Genomic DNA, 15,630 nt, shown 5'->3' with positions numbered 1-15,630 from the left:
CATGAAACTCGCAGTAGTGGGCGGGGGCTCCACCTACACCCCTGAACTCATCGACGGATTCGCGAGGCTGAGGGACACCCTGCCCATAGAGGAGCTGGTCCTGGTCGACCCCGCCCTCGACCGTCTCGAACTGGTCGGCGGTCTGGCCCGGCGCATCTTCGCCAAGCAGGGGCACCCCGGGCGCGTCACCACGACCGACGATCTCGACGCGGGTGTCGAGGGCGCCGACGCGGTGCTGCTCCAGCTCCGCGTCGGCGGGCAGGCCGCCCGGGGCGAGGACGAGACCTGGCCGCTGGAGTGCGGCTGCGTCGGCCAGGAGACGACCGGCGCCGGCGGCCTCGCCAAGGCGCTGCGTACGGTCCCGGTGGTGCTCGACATCGCCGAGCGCGTACGGCGTGCCAACCCCGACGCCTGGATCATCGACTTCACCAACCCCGTCGGCATCGTGACCCGCGCCCTGCTCCAGGCCGGTCACAAGGCGGTCGGACTGTGCAACGTGGCGATCGGATTCCAGCGGAGGTTCGCCGGAATGCTGGGGGTCACCGCAGCCGATGTGCACCTGGACCATGTGGGCCTCAACCACCTCACCTGGGAGACCGGTGTGCGGTTGGGCGGCCCCGAGGGCGAGAACGTCCTGCCCAAGCTGCTCGCCGAGCACGGCGACACCCTCGCCGACACCCTGCGCATGCCGAGCGACATCCTCGACCGTCTTGGCGTCGTCCCGTCCTACTACCTGCGCTACTTCTACGCGCACGACGAGGTCGTACGAGAACTCGGTACGAAGCCGTCGCGGGCCGCGGAAGTGGCGGAGATGGAGCGGGAGTTGCTGAAGATGTACGGCGACCCGGAGCTGGACGAGAAGCCGGCGCTGCTCGCCAAGCGGGGCGGGGCCTACTACTCCGAGGCAGCCGTGGACCTCGCCGCGTCGCTTCTGGGCGGGGGCGGGAGCAGGTACCAGGTGGTGAACACGTACAACCGCGGGACGCTGCCGTTCCTGCCGGACGACGCCGTGATCGAGGTGCAGGCCTCGGTCGGGCACGCGGGGGCGACCCCGCTGCCGGTGGCCCCGGTGGACCCGCTGTACGCGGGGCTGATGGCCAACGTCACCGCGTACGAGGACCTGGCTCTGGAGGCCGCGCTGCGCGGGGGACGCGAGCGGGTGTTCCGGGCGCTGCTCGCCCATCCCCTGGTGGGCCAGTACGCGTACGCCGAGGGCCTCACCGACCGGCTGATCGCGCACAACCGGGAGCACCTCGCGTGGGCGTGACCGCACGGGTCCTCGCCGTCGACGCGGGGAACAGCAAGACCGACGTCGCGGTCGTGGCGGACGACGGGAGCGTGCTCGCCACGGCGCGCGCCGGCGGGTTCCGGCCGCCCGTCGTCGGCATCCGGGAGGCGGTCGACACGGTCGCGGACGCCGTCGGCCGGGCCTTCGCCGCGGCGGGCGTCGACTCCGTGAAGCATGTCTCGGCGTGTCTGGCCAACGCCGATCTGCCCGTGGAGGAGGAGCAGTTGGCCGCCGCGCTGCACGCGCGCGCGTGGGGGACGACGGTGGAGGTCCGCAACGACACCTTCGCGATCCTGCGGGCCGGTGTGGAGGAGCCGCGCGGGGTGGCCGTGGTGTGCGGCGCGGGCATCAACTGCGTGGGCATGCGGCCCGACGGCCGGGTCGCCCGCTTCCCCGCCCTGGGCCGTATCTCCGGTGACTGGGGCGGCGGATGGGGCCTGGCCGAGGAGGCCCTGTGGCACGGGGCGCGGGCCGAGGACGGGCGGGGCGGTCCGACCGCGCTGGCCCGCACGCTGCCCGCGCACTTCGGCCTCGACTCCATGTACGCGCTGATCGAGGCCCTGCATCTGGAACACATCGAGCACGCGAGGCGTCACGAGCTGACGCCGGTGCTGTTCGCCACGGCGACGGACGGCGACCCGGTCGCCCGCGCGCTCGTCGACCGGCTCGCGGACGAGGTCACGGCCATGTCGGTCGTCGCCCTGACCCGTCTCGACCTGCTCGACGAGGAGACGCCGGTCCTGCTCGGCGGGGGCGTCCTGGCCGCCCGCCACCCCCAACTCGACGACCGGATAAGGGAACTGCTGGCCGAGCGCGCCCCCAAGGCCGTACCCAGCGTCGTCATCGCCCGGCCGGTCCTCGGCTCCGCCCTCCTCGGACTCGACCACGAGGAGGCCCCGGCCCTGGCGCACGCCCGCGTGCGGGAGTTTTACGAGAGGGTCTGAGCGCGCCGGGAACCGAACAGTTCGGGTTGGCGTATTCATGGGCAGGGGTGGTACGGGATCTTCGCCGTGCTGCGATCCGGACAAGGCCTTGCTGCAATCGGAACAAGATCGCGGCAAGGCCTGTGCGGATGTCAGTCCCGGCGGCGATACTTGCGGCCGTGTACCTCTGCCCGCGCTTCCTGGCGCCCGGGCGGAGGTGACCGGCCTATGACCATGGGGGAGGTCGAGTGACATATCAGCAGAAGGGCGGTGCGGCGCCACCGGGGGCGCCCGCGCCCACGATGCCCGCGGTGCCGCCACAGGCACCGCCGCCCGGGCCGCAGGTCCGCTCCGCCGTGCCCGACACCGGGCTTCCCCGCCGTACGGCGTGGGCGGAGGGCGTGGACCAGCTGCGTGCCGCGGCGACCACCGAGCCCGGGCGGCTGCGCATCATCGGCGCGGTGCTCGCCCTCCTCGTCGTCGCGTTCGGGGCGGTCACCGCCTGGCAGATGACGGATCGTTCGGCCGCCGCGGACGACGTGCTGCACAGCAGCCAGCCGCTGAGCGCCGACGCTGCGGAGATCTACCGCTCCCTCGCCGACGCCAACACGGTCGCGTCCAGCGGCTTCCTCGCGGGCGGCCAGGAGACGAAGGCGTCCCGCGACCTCTATGAGCGGGACATCGACAACGCGGCGGAGAAGCTGGTCACCGCGGCGGCCAACTCGGAACCCGGCTCCGCCTCCGAGAAGACCATCACCAAGCTGAACAGGATGCTGCCCGAGTACAAGGGCCTGGTGGAGCGCGCCCGGGCCAACAACCGCCAGGGCTTCCCCCTCGGCGGCGCCTACCTCCGGTACGCGAACTCGAAGATGCAGGTGATGCTCGATGACGCCGAGCGTCTCTACACGGTGGAGAACCAGCGCCTGCGCGCCGACTACGACGACGCGACGCCCTACCCGTGGATCGCGATCGGCGCCGGCGTCCTCGCCATCGGCGGCCTCGCCTGGGCCCAGCACCGCAACTACCGCCGTACGAACCGTGTGCTGAACCACGGCCTGGTCGCCGCCACGGCCGCCTCCACGGTCGTCCTGCTGTGGCTGGTCGTCGGTCACAGCGTCGCCCGCGCCGGCCTGAACGACTCGTACGACAACGCGGTCCGCTCGCTGAACACGCTCAACGACGCCCGGATCGCCTCGCTCAAGGCCCGGGGCAACGAGAACCTCACACTGGTCGCCCGCGGCGCGGAGACCAGGGACGTGGGCACGCCCCAGAAACCGGACATCGTGGACGTGTACGACTACGACTACGAGCAGCAGATGAAGGCCCTCACCACGAAACTGGCCGCCGCCGAGGGCCTCGCCGACAACAGCGCGGGCGAGAAGCCGGTCCAGGACGCGACGGCCAACATGAAGGTCTGGAAGGACCGGCACGAGGAAGCCCGCGTGGCGGACAACCTGGGCAACTACCAGGGCGCGCTGGACCGGGTGATCGGCTCCGACGACAAGAAGCCGACGGGCGAGTGCTTCAGGAACGTCGACGCGGCCCTGAAGGCGGCGATCGACCACGAGGAGACCGAGTTCAAGCAGGCCGCCGGAGACGGCCGGGGCGCGATGAACGGCCTTGTGGTGGGCGCCGCGGTCCTCGCGGTGCTGGCCGCGGCCGGCGCGGTGCTCGGCATCGGGCGCAGGCTTTCGGAGTACCGGTGAGAGGGGGCATGACGATGAACGCACGGCGTTTGCGGACCAGTCTGAGGGGCTGGGGCGGGGTGGCTGCGATGGCGGTCGTCTGCGCCCTGGCGGCGGTGTTCGCGCTGCTGCTGCCGGTGACCCAGAGCCGCGAGGACGGCGGCACGGATGCCGACGGCCAGGGGGTGGCCCAGGGCTCGCAGGCCAAGGCCGAGAAGTGCCCGGCCCCCCAGAACCAGAGCCTGGCCCCGGGCTCCGGCCCCCAGGACGGTACGACCATCCAGAAGATCAAGGAGAAGGGCTCTCTGACGGTCGGCGTCGACCAGAACAGCTACCGCTGGGGCTACCGCGACCCGAACAGCGAGACGAAGAAAGCCGAGTTGGAAGGCTTCGACATCGATCTCGTGCACGCGATCGCCCAAGACATTCTCGGCGACCCGAAGAAGGTCGTCTTCCGCGCCATCCCGACCAACGAGCGCATCCCGGCGATCCAGCGCGGCGATGTCGACATGGTGGTGCGCACCATGACGATCAACTGCGACCGGCTGAAGCTCGTGGCGTTCTCCTCCCCCTACTTCGAGACCGGCCAGCAGGTGCTCGCCCCGAAGAAGTCGGACATCAAGGGATACGACGACACGCTCGCGGACAAGCGGATCTGCTCGGCGTCGGGTTCGATCGCCCTCGACAAACTGAAAGCGGACCTGGGAAGCGTCATCCCCAAGTCCGCCAACATCGACACCGTCGTGCCGAACCAACTCGACTGCCTGGTGCGGCTGCAGCTCGGTGAGGTCGACGCCGTGGTGACCGACGGCGCGCTCGCCGCGAGCCAGGCCGCGCAGGACCCGACGGTCGAGCTCAAGGGCAAGCCGTTCACGGACGAGTACTACGGCGTGGCGATGAAGAAGGACGCAACCGATCTGATCCGCCGGGTCAACCAGATCCTGGTGGACTACCGCAAGGCCGACTGGCAGAAGTCGTACGACACCTGGCTCGCCGGGACGCTCGGCAAGAGCAGCGGGCCGCCCGCGGTCCAGTACAAGTAGCCGGAATGTTCCAGTAGTTCCTCACGAACAGTTCTTCACGCGGTACTTCACAAAAGTTCTTCACGCAGTTCTTCACGAAGCGAGGGGTGATCGATGGGCGACACGGGACCCTCCGGGCCGGTGATGGACCGGGACGAGGTGGACCGTGCGCTGGCGCGGCTCGGCGCGGAGCACGAGGCCATCGAGACCTCACTCCTCGCCCTGCAGGACCACGCGGGCCGCAGACTCCTCGAAGGCGCCGAGCTCACTGGTACGACCAAGGAGCGCTGGGGGGCCGCCGAGGCGTCGATCTCCCTGCTGTGGGCGTACTTCGACGCGTACGCCGACGCGCTGCGTTCCGCGCGTGAGATCCGCTCGCGCAGACGCTGGTCGAACCGCGACGACCTCGTGGAGCTCACCGAGTTGCTGCGCGGCCAGAGCGTCACGGTCGCCGGCAGCGCGTCCGCGACGGCCGCCGCGCCCACGATGGCGGGCACGGGCAAGCTCAGCGAGCGCTTCTCGCTCGCCGAACTCGTGGAGCGCATGAACGAGTTGTACGCGACCTCGCTGGACATGGTCGTGACGGCCGACGCCGTGTGGTCGGCGCTGCCCGCCCGGATCGATTTACTGGCCGCGGAGTTGCAGCGCACCCGTCAGCTCGCGCACTCCGTGGGCGTACGGCCCGGTGAACACCCGTCGGGCGACGACCTGGAGCGGATCACGCGCACCCTGACCACGCTGCGCGAGCGGGTGGTGTCCGATCCGCTGGACTTCTGGCTGCCCGCGCAGGGCAGTTCGGCGCCTGGCGGCGGGCGCCCCGACACCACGCGCTACGACCGCGAGGCGCGCGCCCTGGAAGAGGTGCGCCGCGAGATCGACGCGGTGCTCACCGTGCGGCAGGACGCGGAGGCGCGGCTGGTGCGGCTGCGGGACGTGCTGAGCCGCGCGGACCGCACGCTCGCCGAGGCGCGAAGTGCCCGCGGCGAGGTCCTCGCGAAGATCGCCGCGTCCGAGGTGCCCGCGGTGAGCGGCCCGCCGACCGCGCTGCAGGAACAGCTGGCGACGGCGGCCGAGTACCGCAGGCACGCCCAGTGGCACCGCCTCTCGCCGCTCCTGGAGTCCCTGGAGGCGAAGGCCGACGACGAACTGCTGCGCGCCCGCGAGTCGTTGACCGCGGTCACCGCGCCGCTCGCGGTCCGCGCGGAGCTGCGCGGCCGTCTCGACGCGTACAAGGCGAAGGTCGCCCGGCACGGCTTCGCCGAGGACCCGCTGCTGGTGGAGCGGTACGACGCGGCGCGCCGCATGCTGTGGAGCGCGCCCTGCGACCTGCGTGTGGCGGAACAGGCGGTGCTGCGCTACCAGCACGCGGCCGCCGAAGTGCTGGTGCCCAGGGTCCCCGGGCACGGCGGACCACAGGACCGGAGGGGGGAATCGTGAGTCAGCAGAACGTCAACACCGAAGCGAGTGGGCAGAGTTCACAGCAACCGTGTCAGCGGCCCGGCTGCTCGGGGTCGTACGAGGACGTGGGCGGCGGCGAGCTGTACTGCGACACCTGCGGTCTGGCCCCGGTCGTCTCGTCGACCGGCATGGTGGGCTCCCCGCCGACCGGGATCACCGGGGGCGGCAGGAGCGGTTCGCGGAGTTCGGGCAGCGCCAGTTCGCGCTCCAGCTCCCGCGCCTCCTCACGCGCCTCGTCGCGGTCGTCCCAGTCGCGGCGCTCGGTGTCGGGCCGTCTCTCGCGCTCGGTGTCGGGCCGGACGACTGGCCGTTCGGTGTCGGTGCGCAGTTCCGGCTCGACCGCCGGGTCCTCGGGGCGCGGCCGGCTCGGCGTCGGCCTGGTGCAGGTCCCGGACGTGCCGCGGCCCGACCCGCGCGTGATGATCCAGGAGAACCCCGAGGTCCCCGAGCGCAAGCGGTTCTGCTCGCGCTCCGACTGCGGTGCGCCGGTGGGGCGTTCGCGCGGCGAGCGGCCCGGCCGCACGGAGGGCTTCTGCACCAAGTGCGGCCACCCGTACTCGTTCGTGCCGAAGCTGCAGACCGGTGACATCGTGCACGGCCAGTACGAGGTCGTGGGCTGCCTCGCGCACGGCGGGCTCGGCTGGGTCTATCTCGCCGTCGACCGTGCGGTGTCCGACCGCTGGGTGGTCCTCAAGGGCCTCCTCGACACGGGCGACCAGGACGCGATGGAGGCCGCGATCTCCGAGCGCCGCTTCCTCGCCGAGATCGAGCACTCCAACATCGTGCGGATCTACAACTTCGTGGAGCACCTCGACCAGCGGACGGGTTCGCTGGACGGGTACATCGTCATGGAGTACGTGGGCGGCAAGTCCCTCAAGGAGATCGCCAACGGCCGCCGCACGGCGACCGGCAAGCGCGATCCGCTGCCGGTGGAGCAGGCCTGCGCGTACGGCATCGAGGCGCTTGAGGCCCTCGGCCATCTGCACAGCCGCAACCTCCTGTACTGCGACTTCAAGGTCGACAACGCGATACAGACCGAGGATCAGCTCAAGCTGATCGACATGGGCGCGGTGCGCAGGATGGACGACGACGAGTCGGCCATCTACGGCACGGTCGGCTACCAGGCGCCGGAGGTCGCCGACGTCGGCCCGTCGGTCGCCTCGGACCTCTACACGGTCGCCCGCACACTGGCGGTCCTGACCTTCGACTTCCAGGGCTACACGAACGTCTTCGTGGACTCCCTGCCCGACCCCGACAACATCGAGGTCTTCCGCACGTACGAGTCCTTCTACCGGCTCCTCGTGCGCGCCACCGACCCGGACCCGGCCCGCCGGTTCGCCTCCGCGCAGGAGATGGCCGAGCAGCTCACGGGTGTGCTGCGCGAGGTCGTCTCCGTGCAGACGGGACGCGCCCGGCCCTCGCTGTCCACCCTGTTCGGACCCGAACTGAAGGTCACGGACACGGAGTTGTTCGGCTCGCTGGCCGGCGATGTGTCGCGGCTGGGCGTGCGGGTCGATCCCGTACGGGGAAAGAAGGGCGTGCCCGCGCTGACGGCCGGGGCGAACAGAACGAACGGCACGAACGGGGCGACGGCGGCGAGCGGGACCGCCGGGCCGAACGGCACGCCGTTCCTCCCGCCGCCCTCCGCGGCCGCTCAGGCCTCCCTCATCAAGCCGCTGAACACCGCCGCCGCGGCCCTCGCGCTGCCGGTGCCGCGGGTGGACCCGGGTGACCCGAACGCGGGCTTCCTGGCCGGGCTGATGACATCCGCACCGGCCGAGCTGATCACCGCGCTGCAGGCGGCGCCCACCGGCTCCCTGGAGCTGCGGCTGCGCGAGCTGCGGGCGCGCCTGGAGATGGGCGAGCTCGACCAGGCGACCAGGACGCTCGAAGCCCTGGAGGCGGACCATCCCGACGACTGGCGGGTGGTCTGGTACCGGGGCGTGGCGGCGCTCGCGACCGGCGACCACGAGATCGCGGCGGTGTCCTTCGACGCGATCTACGACGCGTTCCCCGGCGAGCCCGCGCCCAAGCTGGCCCTCGGCGTGTGCGCGGAGGTCCTCGGGCAGCTGGACAACGCCGCCGAGTACTACCGCCTGGTGTGGACCACCGACCCCAGCTATGTGAGCACCGCGTTCGGCCTGGCCCGCGTCCAGCTCGCGGCGGGCGACCGCCGTGGCGCCGTACGGACGCTGGAGTCGGTGCCGGAGGCGTCGATCCACTACACGGCGGCCCGGGTCGCCGCCGTCCGGGCCCGGCTGCGCCAGCGGCTCGCCGAGACCGCGCCGCCCCCACCGGGCCCACCGGCTCTGGGTACGTCCGGTACGGCGGTGCCCGCCGCGGGCGTGCCGGGTACGGGAGTTCCCGGTCCTGGGCTGTCCGGTGCGGGGGTTCCCGACGCCCCGTTCCTGGACGACCTGACCTCGGCCGCGGCCCAGGTCGAGGCGCTGGACGGGTACGGTCTGGACGCGGTGCGCCGCGAGCAGTTGTCCACAGAGGTCCTTGGTTGCGCCCTGGACTGGGTACTCTCCGGTAGCCAGGGTTCCGCCCCGCCGAGCACTGGGGCGCGGACCGTACTGCTCGGCAGCGACCTGGACGAGCGGGGCCTGCGCTTCGGTCTGGAGCGCTCGTACCGGACACTGGCCCGGCTCGCCCAGCGTGGCGAGGAGAGGATCGATCTGGTGGAGCGCGCCAACCGCTACCGCCCCCGGACGTGGGTGTAATTGATGTCGCAGATGCCTCAACTGGCCGCCTGCCCCAGCTGCGAGGAGCCGCTGGAGTCGGGGGACCGTTTCTGCGGTGCGTGCGGGTACGACCTGACCGCCGTACCCGCGCCGCCGGACGACAACCCCACGGTCGCCGTCAACGGGGCCGCACCGCGGCCCCCTTCGGCCGCGGCCTCCGTGGACTGGCCGGTCGCCCCCGAGGCGGACACCTCGGACACACCCGCGCCCGTGGTCCTGCCGACGGACATCGACGGCCGCGAGTCGGCGGGCTCCGACAGCCCGGGGGTTCGGTTCGACCGGCCCGCGCAGCCGCCGTCGGCCCCCGCCTCACCACCGCCGCCGCCCTCCCCCGCGCATGCGCCGCAGCCCGCAGCCCAACCCGGCGCCCGGCCCGCCGCTCAGGCGTCCGCGGAACCGGACGAGTACCCGCTCGCCGCGCCGCTGCCTCCCGAGGCGCCGCCCGCCGATCCGCGTACGGCCGACCTTCCGACGCCCCCCGCGGGTCTGAAGGTCTGTGTGGCCTGCCGCGCGGGCCAGGTCGACCGGGACGGCTACTGCGAGAACTGCGGGCACGCGCAGCCGCGCGAGCGCGACCACATGGAGCAGGAGCTGGGCTCGGTGGCCGCGGTCAGCGACCGGGGTCTGCGCCACCACCGCAACGAGGACGCGTTCACGGTGTCCTCGACCGCGTTGTCCGACGGCTCGCCGGCGGTCGTCGCGATCGTCTGCGACGGCGTCTCCTCGGCGACGCGCCCCGACGAGGCCTCCCTGGCCGCCTCCCGCGCGGCCAACGAGTCCCTCCTGGCGGCCCTGCCGCGCGGCACGCACCCGCAGCAGGCGATGCACGACGCGATCCTCGCGGCCTCGGAGGCGGTCAACTCCCTGGCGGACCGCAGCGCTCCGGCCCACGAGCACCAGCCGCACGTGAACGCGCCCGCCTGCACCATCGTCGGCTCCGTCGTCACCCCCAGCCTGCTGATCGTCGGCTGGGTCGGCGACAGCCGCGCCTACTGGGTGCCCGTGGACCGGTCGTCGCCCCCGGCCCGGCTCACCGAGGACGACTCCTGGGCCGCCCAGATGGTCGCCGCGGGCCTGATGAACGAGGCCGAGGCGTACGCGGACGAGCGCGCCCACGCCATCACGGGCTGGCTCGGGGCGGACGCGTACGAACTGGAGCCGCACACCGCTTCCTTCAAGCCGGACCGGCCGGGTGTAGTGGTGGTGTGCACCGACGGACTGTGGAACTACGCGGAGGCCGCGGAGGAAATGGCCGAGGTCATCCCGCCCGACGCCGCGGACCGTCCGCTGCACAGCGCCCAGGTCCTGGTGGGCCACGCGCTGGACGGCGGGGGCCACGACAACGTAACAGTGGCCGTCGTGCCGTTCCCGGCCCCGCCGCAGGGGGCAGGATCGGCCTGAGGCCGAAGCGGTACGAAACGGCATCGGCCTCGGAGGGGCCAGGACCGGAGGGGACCGGTCCGCCCACCGACATCACCCACACCTCGTGGGAGTCCTGAGGGGGAGCAGAGAAGGCATGGCCAATTTCTCGAAGTCGAACGTGCCGCAGTTCTCGGTGGACGTCTACCAGAACGAGTACCTGCCGGAGGGCGGCCGCGAGGTCAACGCGATCGTCACGGTGACCTCGACCGGCGGCGGCACGGTGGGCAGTGCCGTGGCGGCACCCCACCTCTACACGCCGGGTGAGGGCCCGGACGCGGCCGTGGCGATCATGGTCGACTGTTCGGGGTCCATGGACTATCCGCCGACGAAGATGCGGGGCGCCCGGGACGCGACGGCGGCGGCGATCGACGCGGTGCGCGACGGGGTGCACTTCGCGGTGATCGGCGGGACGCATGTGGCCAAGGAGGTCTACCCGGGCGGCGGCCGGCTCGCCGTCGCCGACGCGCAGACCCGCGACCAGGCCAAGCAGGCGCTGCGCAAGCTGAGCGCGGGCGGCGGCACGGCGATCGGCACCTGGCTGCGGCTGGCCGACCGGCTGCTGTCCTCGGCGGACGTCGCCATCCGGCACGGCATCGTGCTCACCGACGGCCGCAACGAACACGAGTCGCCCGAGGACCTCAAGGCCGCCCTGGAGGCCTGCGCGGGCCGGTTCACCGCGGACGCGCGGGGCGTCGGCACGGACTGGGAGGTCAAGGAGGTCACCGGGATCGCGTCCGCGCTGCTCGGCACCTCCGACATCGTCGCCGACCCGGCGGGCCTGTCCGCCGACTTCACGCAGATGATGGAGACGGCCATGGGCAAGGAGGTCGCGGACGTGGCGCTGCGGCTGTGGACCCCGGTCGGCACGTCGATCAAGTTCGTCAAGCAGGTCGCGCCCACGGTCGAGGAGTTGACCGACCGCCGCACGGAGGCGGGACCGCGTGCCGGGGACTACCCCACCGGCTCCTGGGGGGACGAGTCCCGCGACTACCACGTGTGCGTCGAGGTCCCCGAGGCCGACCTCGGCCAGGAGATGCTCGCCGCCCGCGTCTCCCTGGTGATCCCGCAGGGCGACGGCACCGCCCAGACGCTGGGCGCCCAGGGTCTCGTACGGGCCGTGTGGACCGACGACATGGCGGCGTCCACGTCGATCAACCCGCAGGTCGCGCACTACACGGGTCAGGCGGAACTGGCACAAGTCATCCAACAGGGCCTGGATGCCCGCAAAGCGGGAGATGTCGACGGCGCAACGGCCAAGCTGGGACGGGCCGTTCAGCTCGCCAGCGCCTCCGGAAACGCGGATACGGCGAAACTGCTTTCGAAGGTGGTGGACGTGGTCGACGCCGCGGCAGGTACTGTGCGATTGAAGGCGAAGGTCGCGGAGGCCGACGAGATGACTCTCGAGACACGGTCCACAAAGACTGTCCGTGTAAAGAAGTAGAGCGGTACGCACTCGGTTGCGAGCGCGGCAACAAGCAGGCAGTAACCAGCAGTACGCAAGCGGTTTGCACGATTTGCGGCCCTCTCGGGCCGGAACAGGAGAGGGGGAAGCGCCGACATGCCGACCTGCCCGAACGGACACCAGTCGGGTTCCGACGACTGGTGCGAGGTCTGCGGTCACCGCATGGCCGGTGCCGTGCCCCCGCCACCTCCACCGCCGCCCCCGGCGGCCGGCTACGGCTATCCGCCGCCCGGTTCGCCCCCGCCGCCCGGCCAGGGCGGCCGCCCGCATCTCTCCGCGGTGCCCGACGCGCCCTCGGCCGAGCTCTGCCCGCAGTGCCGTACTCCGCGTGAGGGCGGGGCACCGTTCTGCGAGGAGTGCCGGTGGAACTTCCTGACGAACACCGCGACCTCGTACACCCCGGCCGCGCCGCGCCCCCCCGGGCCCGGCGGCGGTCCCGGTCCCGGTCCTGGTGGTCCCGGTGGACAGAACCCGGCGCTGCGCTTCCAGCAGCAGCCGCCCGGACAGCCCGGTGGCGCCCCCGGCGGGTACGACTACCAGGGCTCCCGGCCCTCGCAGATGAACCGGCCCGCCGAGCCGATCCCGCCGTACGGCGAGAACCCCTCGGGCTTCCCCGGTGACCCGTCACGACCGGTTCCGCCGCCGCCCGGCCCGGGCGGCACGGGACCCGGGATGCCTGGCGGCTTCGGCGGGCCCGGCGGGCCTCCCGGCGGACCCAACGGTCCCGGTGGACCTGGCGGCCAGGGTGGGCCCGGTGGCCCCGGCGGTCCGAACGGTCTCGGCGGTCCTGGCGGTCCGGGCGGTCCCGGTGCTCCGCAGGGGTACCAGCAGTCCGGTCCGCCCGCTCCGCCCGCGTACCCGCAGGAGACCGGGCGCCCTCAGGCACCCGGTGGACCTAGTGGTCCCGGTGGTCCCGGAGGGCAGTCCTTCGGTGGCGGTGAGGACGACTGGGTGCTCCCGCCCCCGTCGACCGGTACGCCCGGCGGTCCTGGTGGTCCCGGCGGCCCTCCCGGCCCCGGTGGCGGTCCGGGCGGTGGCTACGGCTACCCGCAGCCCGGCGCGACGCAGGCGCCGCCCGTCTACCAGCAGCAGCCGCTGTCGTGGAGCATCACGATCGGGCCCGACCGTGAGTACTTCATGGCGATGATGCAGCGCTCGGGACCGGAGGCCGCGGGGCTGAACCTGCCCGCGTACTCCCCCGAGCAGCAGCGTCCGCTCACCGGCAACCAGATCACCATCGGCCGCCGCCGTCACTCCACGGGCGAGTCCCCGGACATCGACCTGGCGGTGCCGCCGGAGGACCCGGGCGTCTCGCACCAGCACGCGGTGCTCGTCCAGCAGCCCGACGGCAGCTGGGCGGTCGTCGACCAGAACTCCACCAACGGCACCACGGTCAACGGCGCCGAGGAGCCCATCCAGCCCTTCGTCCCCGTACCGCTGCAGGACGGCGACCGGGTGCACGTGGGCGCGTGGACGACGATCACGGTCCGACGGGGCTAGGGCCTGTCTGACAATTCCCGTCGTCGCCCGGAGGGCGGCCTCGCGGCGTCAGGTGCGTGCTCTCGGCGTGCCGGGCGTAGAGCCTCGTACTGGACGTACTTGGCTCTGCGCCCGGTGCGGCGAGAGTGCGTGCATGGCGTCGTGAGGCTGGGGGCACCTCCCGGCCGGAGGCTGGGGGAGGGAATTGTCAGACAGGCCCTAGGCGGGGCCGGGCCCCGTGAGGGGCGCGGGGCCGTGACCATGCGCGGCTCCGCCGCGGGGCGCATCCAGCCCCCACCGGCCCGCAGTCGACGAACCGCCCAACCGGCGGAGCTCACGGCAGCGGCCAGGCGTACGGCCCCGCGGGGTCGTCCAGCCACGCCCACGCGCGGCCGCCGTCGACCGTGATCCCGTACCGCTGCCGGGGCGGCTGCCCCTCCCGCTCCCAGATCCCGTACGCCTCGTGCGGGTCGAGGCTGTCCACCGTCAGGGTCAGCAGGAAGCGGAGCAGCTCGTGGCTCCTGGTCCGGCGCGGCAGCTCCGACAGGTCCGCGTCCGGGAGTTCGGGCCCGGGCCAGCCGCTGCCGCGCAGGGGCACGAAGTAGGCGGGCGTGTGCAGGAAGCGGCCCTCGGCGTACCCGGAGTCGCGCACCCGCAGCGCGATGAGGCCGGTGGCGAACGGCGCGAGGATCCGGGCGCCCGGCGCGCACTGGGCCAGCCAGGCGCGCGGGATCGTGCTGAGCGTGCAGGTCGCGATGATCCGGTCGAAGGGGGCGCGCTCCGGGCAGCCGCGCGCCCCGTCGCCGGTGACGACGGTGGGGTGGTGGCCTGCGAGGGCCAGGTGCCGCCGGGCGGAGTCGGTGATCTCCGGGTCCAGATCGACCGTGGTGACCTGCCCGTCGCCCAGCCGGTGCGAGAGCAGGGCCGCGTTGTAGCCGGTGCCCGCGCCGATCTCCAGGACCGCGTCGCCGTCCCGTACCGCCAGCTCGGCCAACATCTTCGCCATCAGGGAGGGCTGGCTGCTGGACGAGAGCAGCTCGCCGTCGCGCACCCGGGTGGCCAGCGGGGCGTCCGCGTAGGCGCCGCGCACCCAGTTCTCGCGCCTGCGCGCGCTGGGGTCCTCACCCCACCGGCGCTCGTAGCCGCCGCCGAGCGCGCCGACGTAGTAGTACGGCACGAAGAGGTGGCGCGGGACGCTTTCGAAAGCCTCCCGCCAGACCGGGTCCGTGGCCCAGGCCCCGCTCGCCTCGATCTCACGCACCAGCGCCGCCCGCGCCGTGGCGGCGAGGTCGTCGAGACCGGGGTCGATGGCGTGCGCGCCCATACCTCCACTGTGCTGCCGGACGGCCCAGGAGGCGAGCGCCGGGGACGACCGATCCGGAATAGGCCCTTCAACGATCCGGAACCGGCCCTTCGATTCGCGTGGTCCTAAGCCTTGAGTCCTCGGTCCCCCCGTCTGAGACCATGGACAGCGTGCTGCATTTGCCGGGGGACGACCCCGGCCCCCCGGCCGCGACGACCAGGGGCTGACCGGAACGACCTTTGTGAGGGCCAACTGACGTGAAAGAGATTCCGCGCGGCACGCTTCAGGAGCAGACCTTCTACGAGCAGGTCGGCGGCGAGGAGACCTTCCGTCGACTGGTGCACCGGTTCTACGAGGGCGTCGCCGAGGACCCGCTGCTGCGGCCCATGTATCCCGAGGAGGACCTGGGCCCGGCCGAGGAGCGCTTCACCCTGTTCCTGATCCAGTACTGGGGCGGCCCGACCACGTACAGCGAGAACCGCGGTCACCCCCGGCTGCGGATGCGGCACGCCCCGTTCGCGGTCGACCGCGCGGCGCACGACGCCTGGCTGAAGCACATGCGGGTCGCCGTCGACGAACTCGGTCTCTCCGAGGAGCACGAGCACACGCTGTGGAACTACCTGACGTACGCGGCGGCGTCGATGGTGAACACGGAGGGCTGAGCACCGCCGCTGAGCACCGTCGGGCCGGACACCGTCGCCGCCTCTCTCGACGCGCGCATTCCGGTCGCGTGTCGCCGGATTCCGGTCACGATCCGGTCAAAGTCGGCTCTCAAGCGCTTACCCCGAAGCCGTCACCTCTGACAGCATCGCCCGAAGATCCGGAGTGACGGGGACTCCGGGAT

General features: G+C 72.4%; 11 protein-coding genes. 10 read left to right on the top strand and 1 reads right to left on the bottom strand.

Going from position 1 to position 15,630, the window contains the following annotated elements:
• The first annotated feature begins 1 nt into the window (after nt 1).
• From QF035_RS33855 to QF035_RS33815, 9 genes are all read left to right on the top strand, one after another.
• The gene (locus tag QF035_RS33855; RefSeq protein WP_307524308.1) at nt 2-1,267 is read left to right on the top strand and encodes a 6-phospho-beta-glucosidase; all 1,266 of its coding nucleotides are present in this window, start codon (nt 2-4) and stop codon (nt 1,265-1,267) included.
• The gene (locus QF035_RS33850; RefSeq protein ID WP_307524306.1) at nt 1,258-2,232 is read left to right on the top strand and encodes an N-acetylglucosamine kinase; all 975 of its coding nucleotides are present in this window, start codon (nt 1,258-1,260) and stop codon (nt 2,230-2,232) included. Before QF035_RS33855 ends, QF035_RS33850 begins: the two co-directional genes overlap by 10 nt.
• Nucleotides 2,233-2,513: 281 nt before the next feature.
• Nucleotides 2,514-3,917, top strand: coding sequence for a hypothetical protein (locus tag QF035_RS33845; RefSeq protein WP_373467000.1), 1,404 nt, complete (start codon nt 2,514-2,516; stop codon nt 3,915-3,917).
• A gap of 14 nt (nt 3,918-3,931) precedes the next feature.
• A complete protein-coding gene (locus QF035_RS33840; RefSeq protein ID WP_307524302.1) occupies nt 3,932-4,939 on the top strand; it encodes a glutamate ABC transporter substrate-binding protein in 1,008 nt (335 codons plus the stop codon).
• 93 nt (nt 4,940-5,032) lie between these two features.
• Nucleotides 5,033-6,355: a hypothetical protein gene (locus QF035_RS33835; protein WP_307524300.1), complete on the top strand. Its 1,323-nt coding sequence runs from the start codon at nt 5,033-5,035 to the stop codon at nt 6,353-6,355.
• A gap of 149 nt (nt 6,356-6,504) precedes the next feature.
• Nucleotides 6,505-9,099, top strand: a complete 2,595-nt coding sequence (locus QF035_RS33830) for a serine/threonine-protein kinase (RefSeq protein ID WP_373466999.1) — start codon at nt 6,505-6,507, stop codon at nt 9,097-9,099.
• Nucleotides 9,100-10,521, top strand: coding sequence for a PP2C family serine/threonine-protein phosphatase (locus QF035_RS33825; RefSeq protein ID WP_307524296.1), 1,422 nt, complete (start codon nt 9,100-9,102; stop codon nt 10,519-10,521).
• A gap of 115 nt (nt 10,522-10,636) precedes the next feature.
• Nucleotides 10,637-11,983, top strand: a complete 1,347-nt coding sequence (locus QF035_RS33820) for a vWA domain-containing protein (protein ID WP_269654337.1) — start codon at nt 10,637-10,639, stop codon at nt 11,981-11,983.
• Between the two features lie 117 nt (nt 11,984-12,100).
• Entirely contained in the window at nt 12,101-13,504 is a 1,404-nt protein-coding gene (locus QF035_RS33815) for an FHA domain-containing protein (protein WP_307524294.1), read from the top strand.
• Nucleotides 13,505-13,817: 313 nt separating this feature from the next.
• On the opposite strand, the gene QF035_RS33810 is transcribed toward QF035_RS33815, so the two are convergent.
• The gene (locus QF035_RS33810; RefSeq protein WP_307524292.1) at nt 13,818-14,807 is read right to left on the bottom strand and encodes a methyltransferase domain-containing protein; all 990 of its coding nucleotides are present in this window, start codon (nt 14,805-14,807) and stop codon (nt 13,818-13,820) included.
• A 236-nt stretch (nt 14,808-15,043) separates the two neighbouring features.
• Here QF035_RS33810 and QF035_RS33805 point away from each other — a divergent pair, with 236 nt between their 5' ends.
• Nucleotides 15,044-15,448 (top strand): globin, encoded by a 405-nt coding sequence (locus QF035_RS33805; RefSeq protein WP_055611684.1) that lies wholly within the window; start codon nt 15,044-15,046, stop codon nt 15,446-15,448.
• The last annotated feature ends 182 nt before the right edge of the window (nt 15,449-15,630 follow it).

Origin of the sequence: Streptomyces umbrinus, assembly GCF_030817415.1 — a bacterium.
Taxonomy (GTDB): Bacteria; Actinomycetota; Actinomycetes; order Streptomycetales; family Streptomycetaceae; genus Streptomyces; species Streptomyces umbrinus_A.
This window is presented reverse-complemented; position numbering and strand designations above follow the sequence as displayed.

Coding starts and splice junctions, on each gene's coding strand:
- QF035_RS33835 (WP_307524300.1), top strand. CDS start 5,033: ATGGGCGACACGGGACCCTCCGGGCCGGTGATGGACCGGGACGAGGTG.
- QF035_RS33840 (WP_307524302.1), top strand. CDS start 3,932: ATGAACGCACGGCGTTTGCGGACCAGTCTGAGGGGCTGGGGCGGGGTG.
- QF035_RS33855 (WP_307524308.1), top strand. CDS start 2: ATGAAACTCGCAGTAGTGGGCGGGGGCTCCACCTACACCCCTGAACTC.
- QF035_RS33815 (WP_307524294.1), top strand. CDS start 12,101: ATGCCGACCTGCCCGAACGGACACCAGTCGGGTTCCGACGACTGGTGC.
- QF035_RS33845 (WP_373467000.1), top strand. CDS start 2,514: ATGCCCGCGGTGCCGCCACAGGCACCGCCGCCCGGGCCGCAGGTCCGC.
- QF035_RS33810 (WP_307524292.1), bottom strand. CDS start 14,807: ATGGGCGCGCACGCCATCGACCCCGGTCTCGACGACCTCGCCGCCACG.
- QF035_RS33830 (WP_373466999.1), top strand. CDS start 6,505: ATGGTGGGCTCCCCGCCGACCGGGATCACCGGGGGCGGCAGGAGCGGT.
- QF035_RS33820 (WP_269654337.1), top strand. CDS start 10,637: ATGGCCAATTTCTCGAAGTCGAACGTGCCGCAGTTCTCGGTGGACGTC.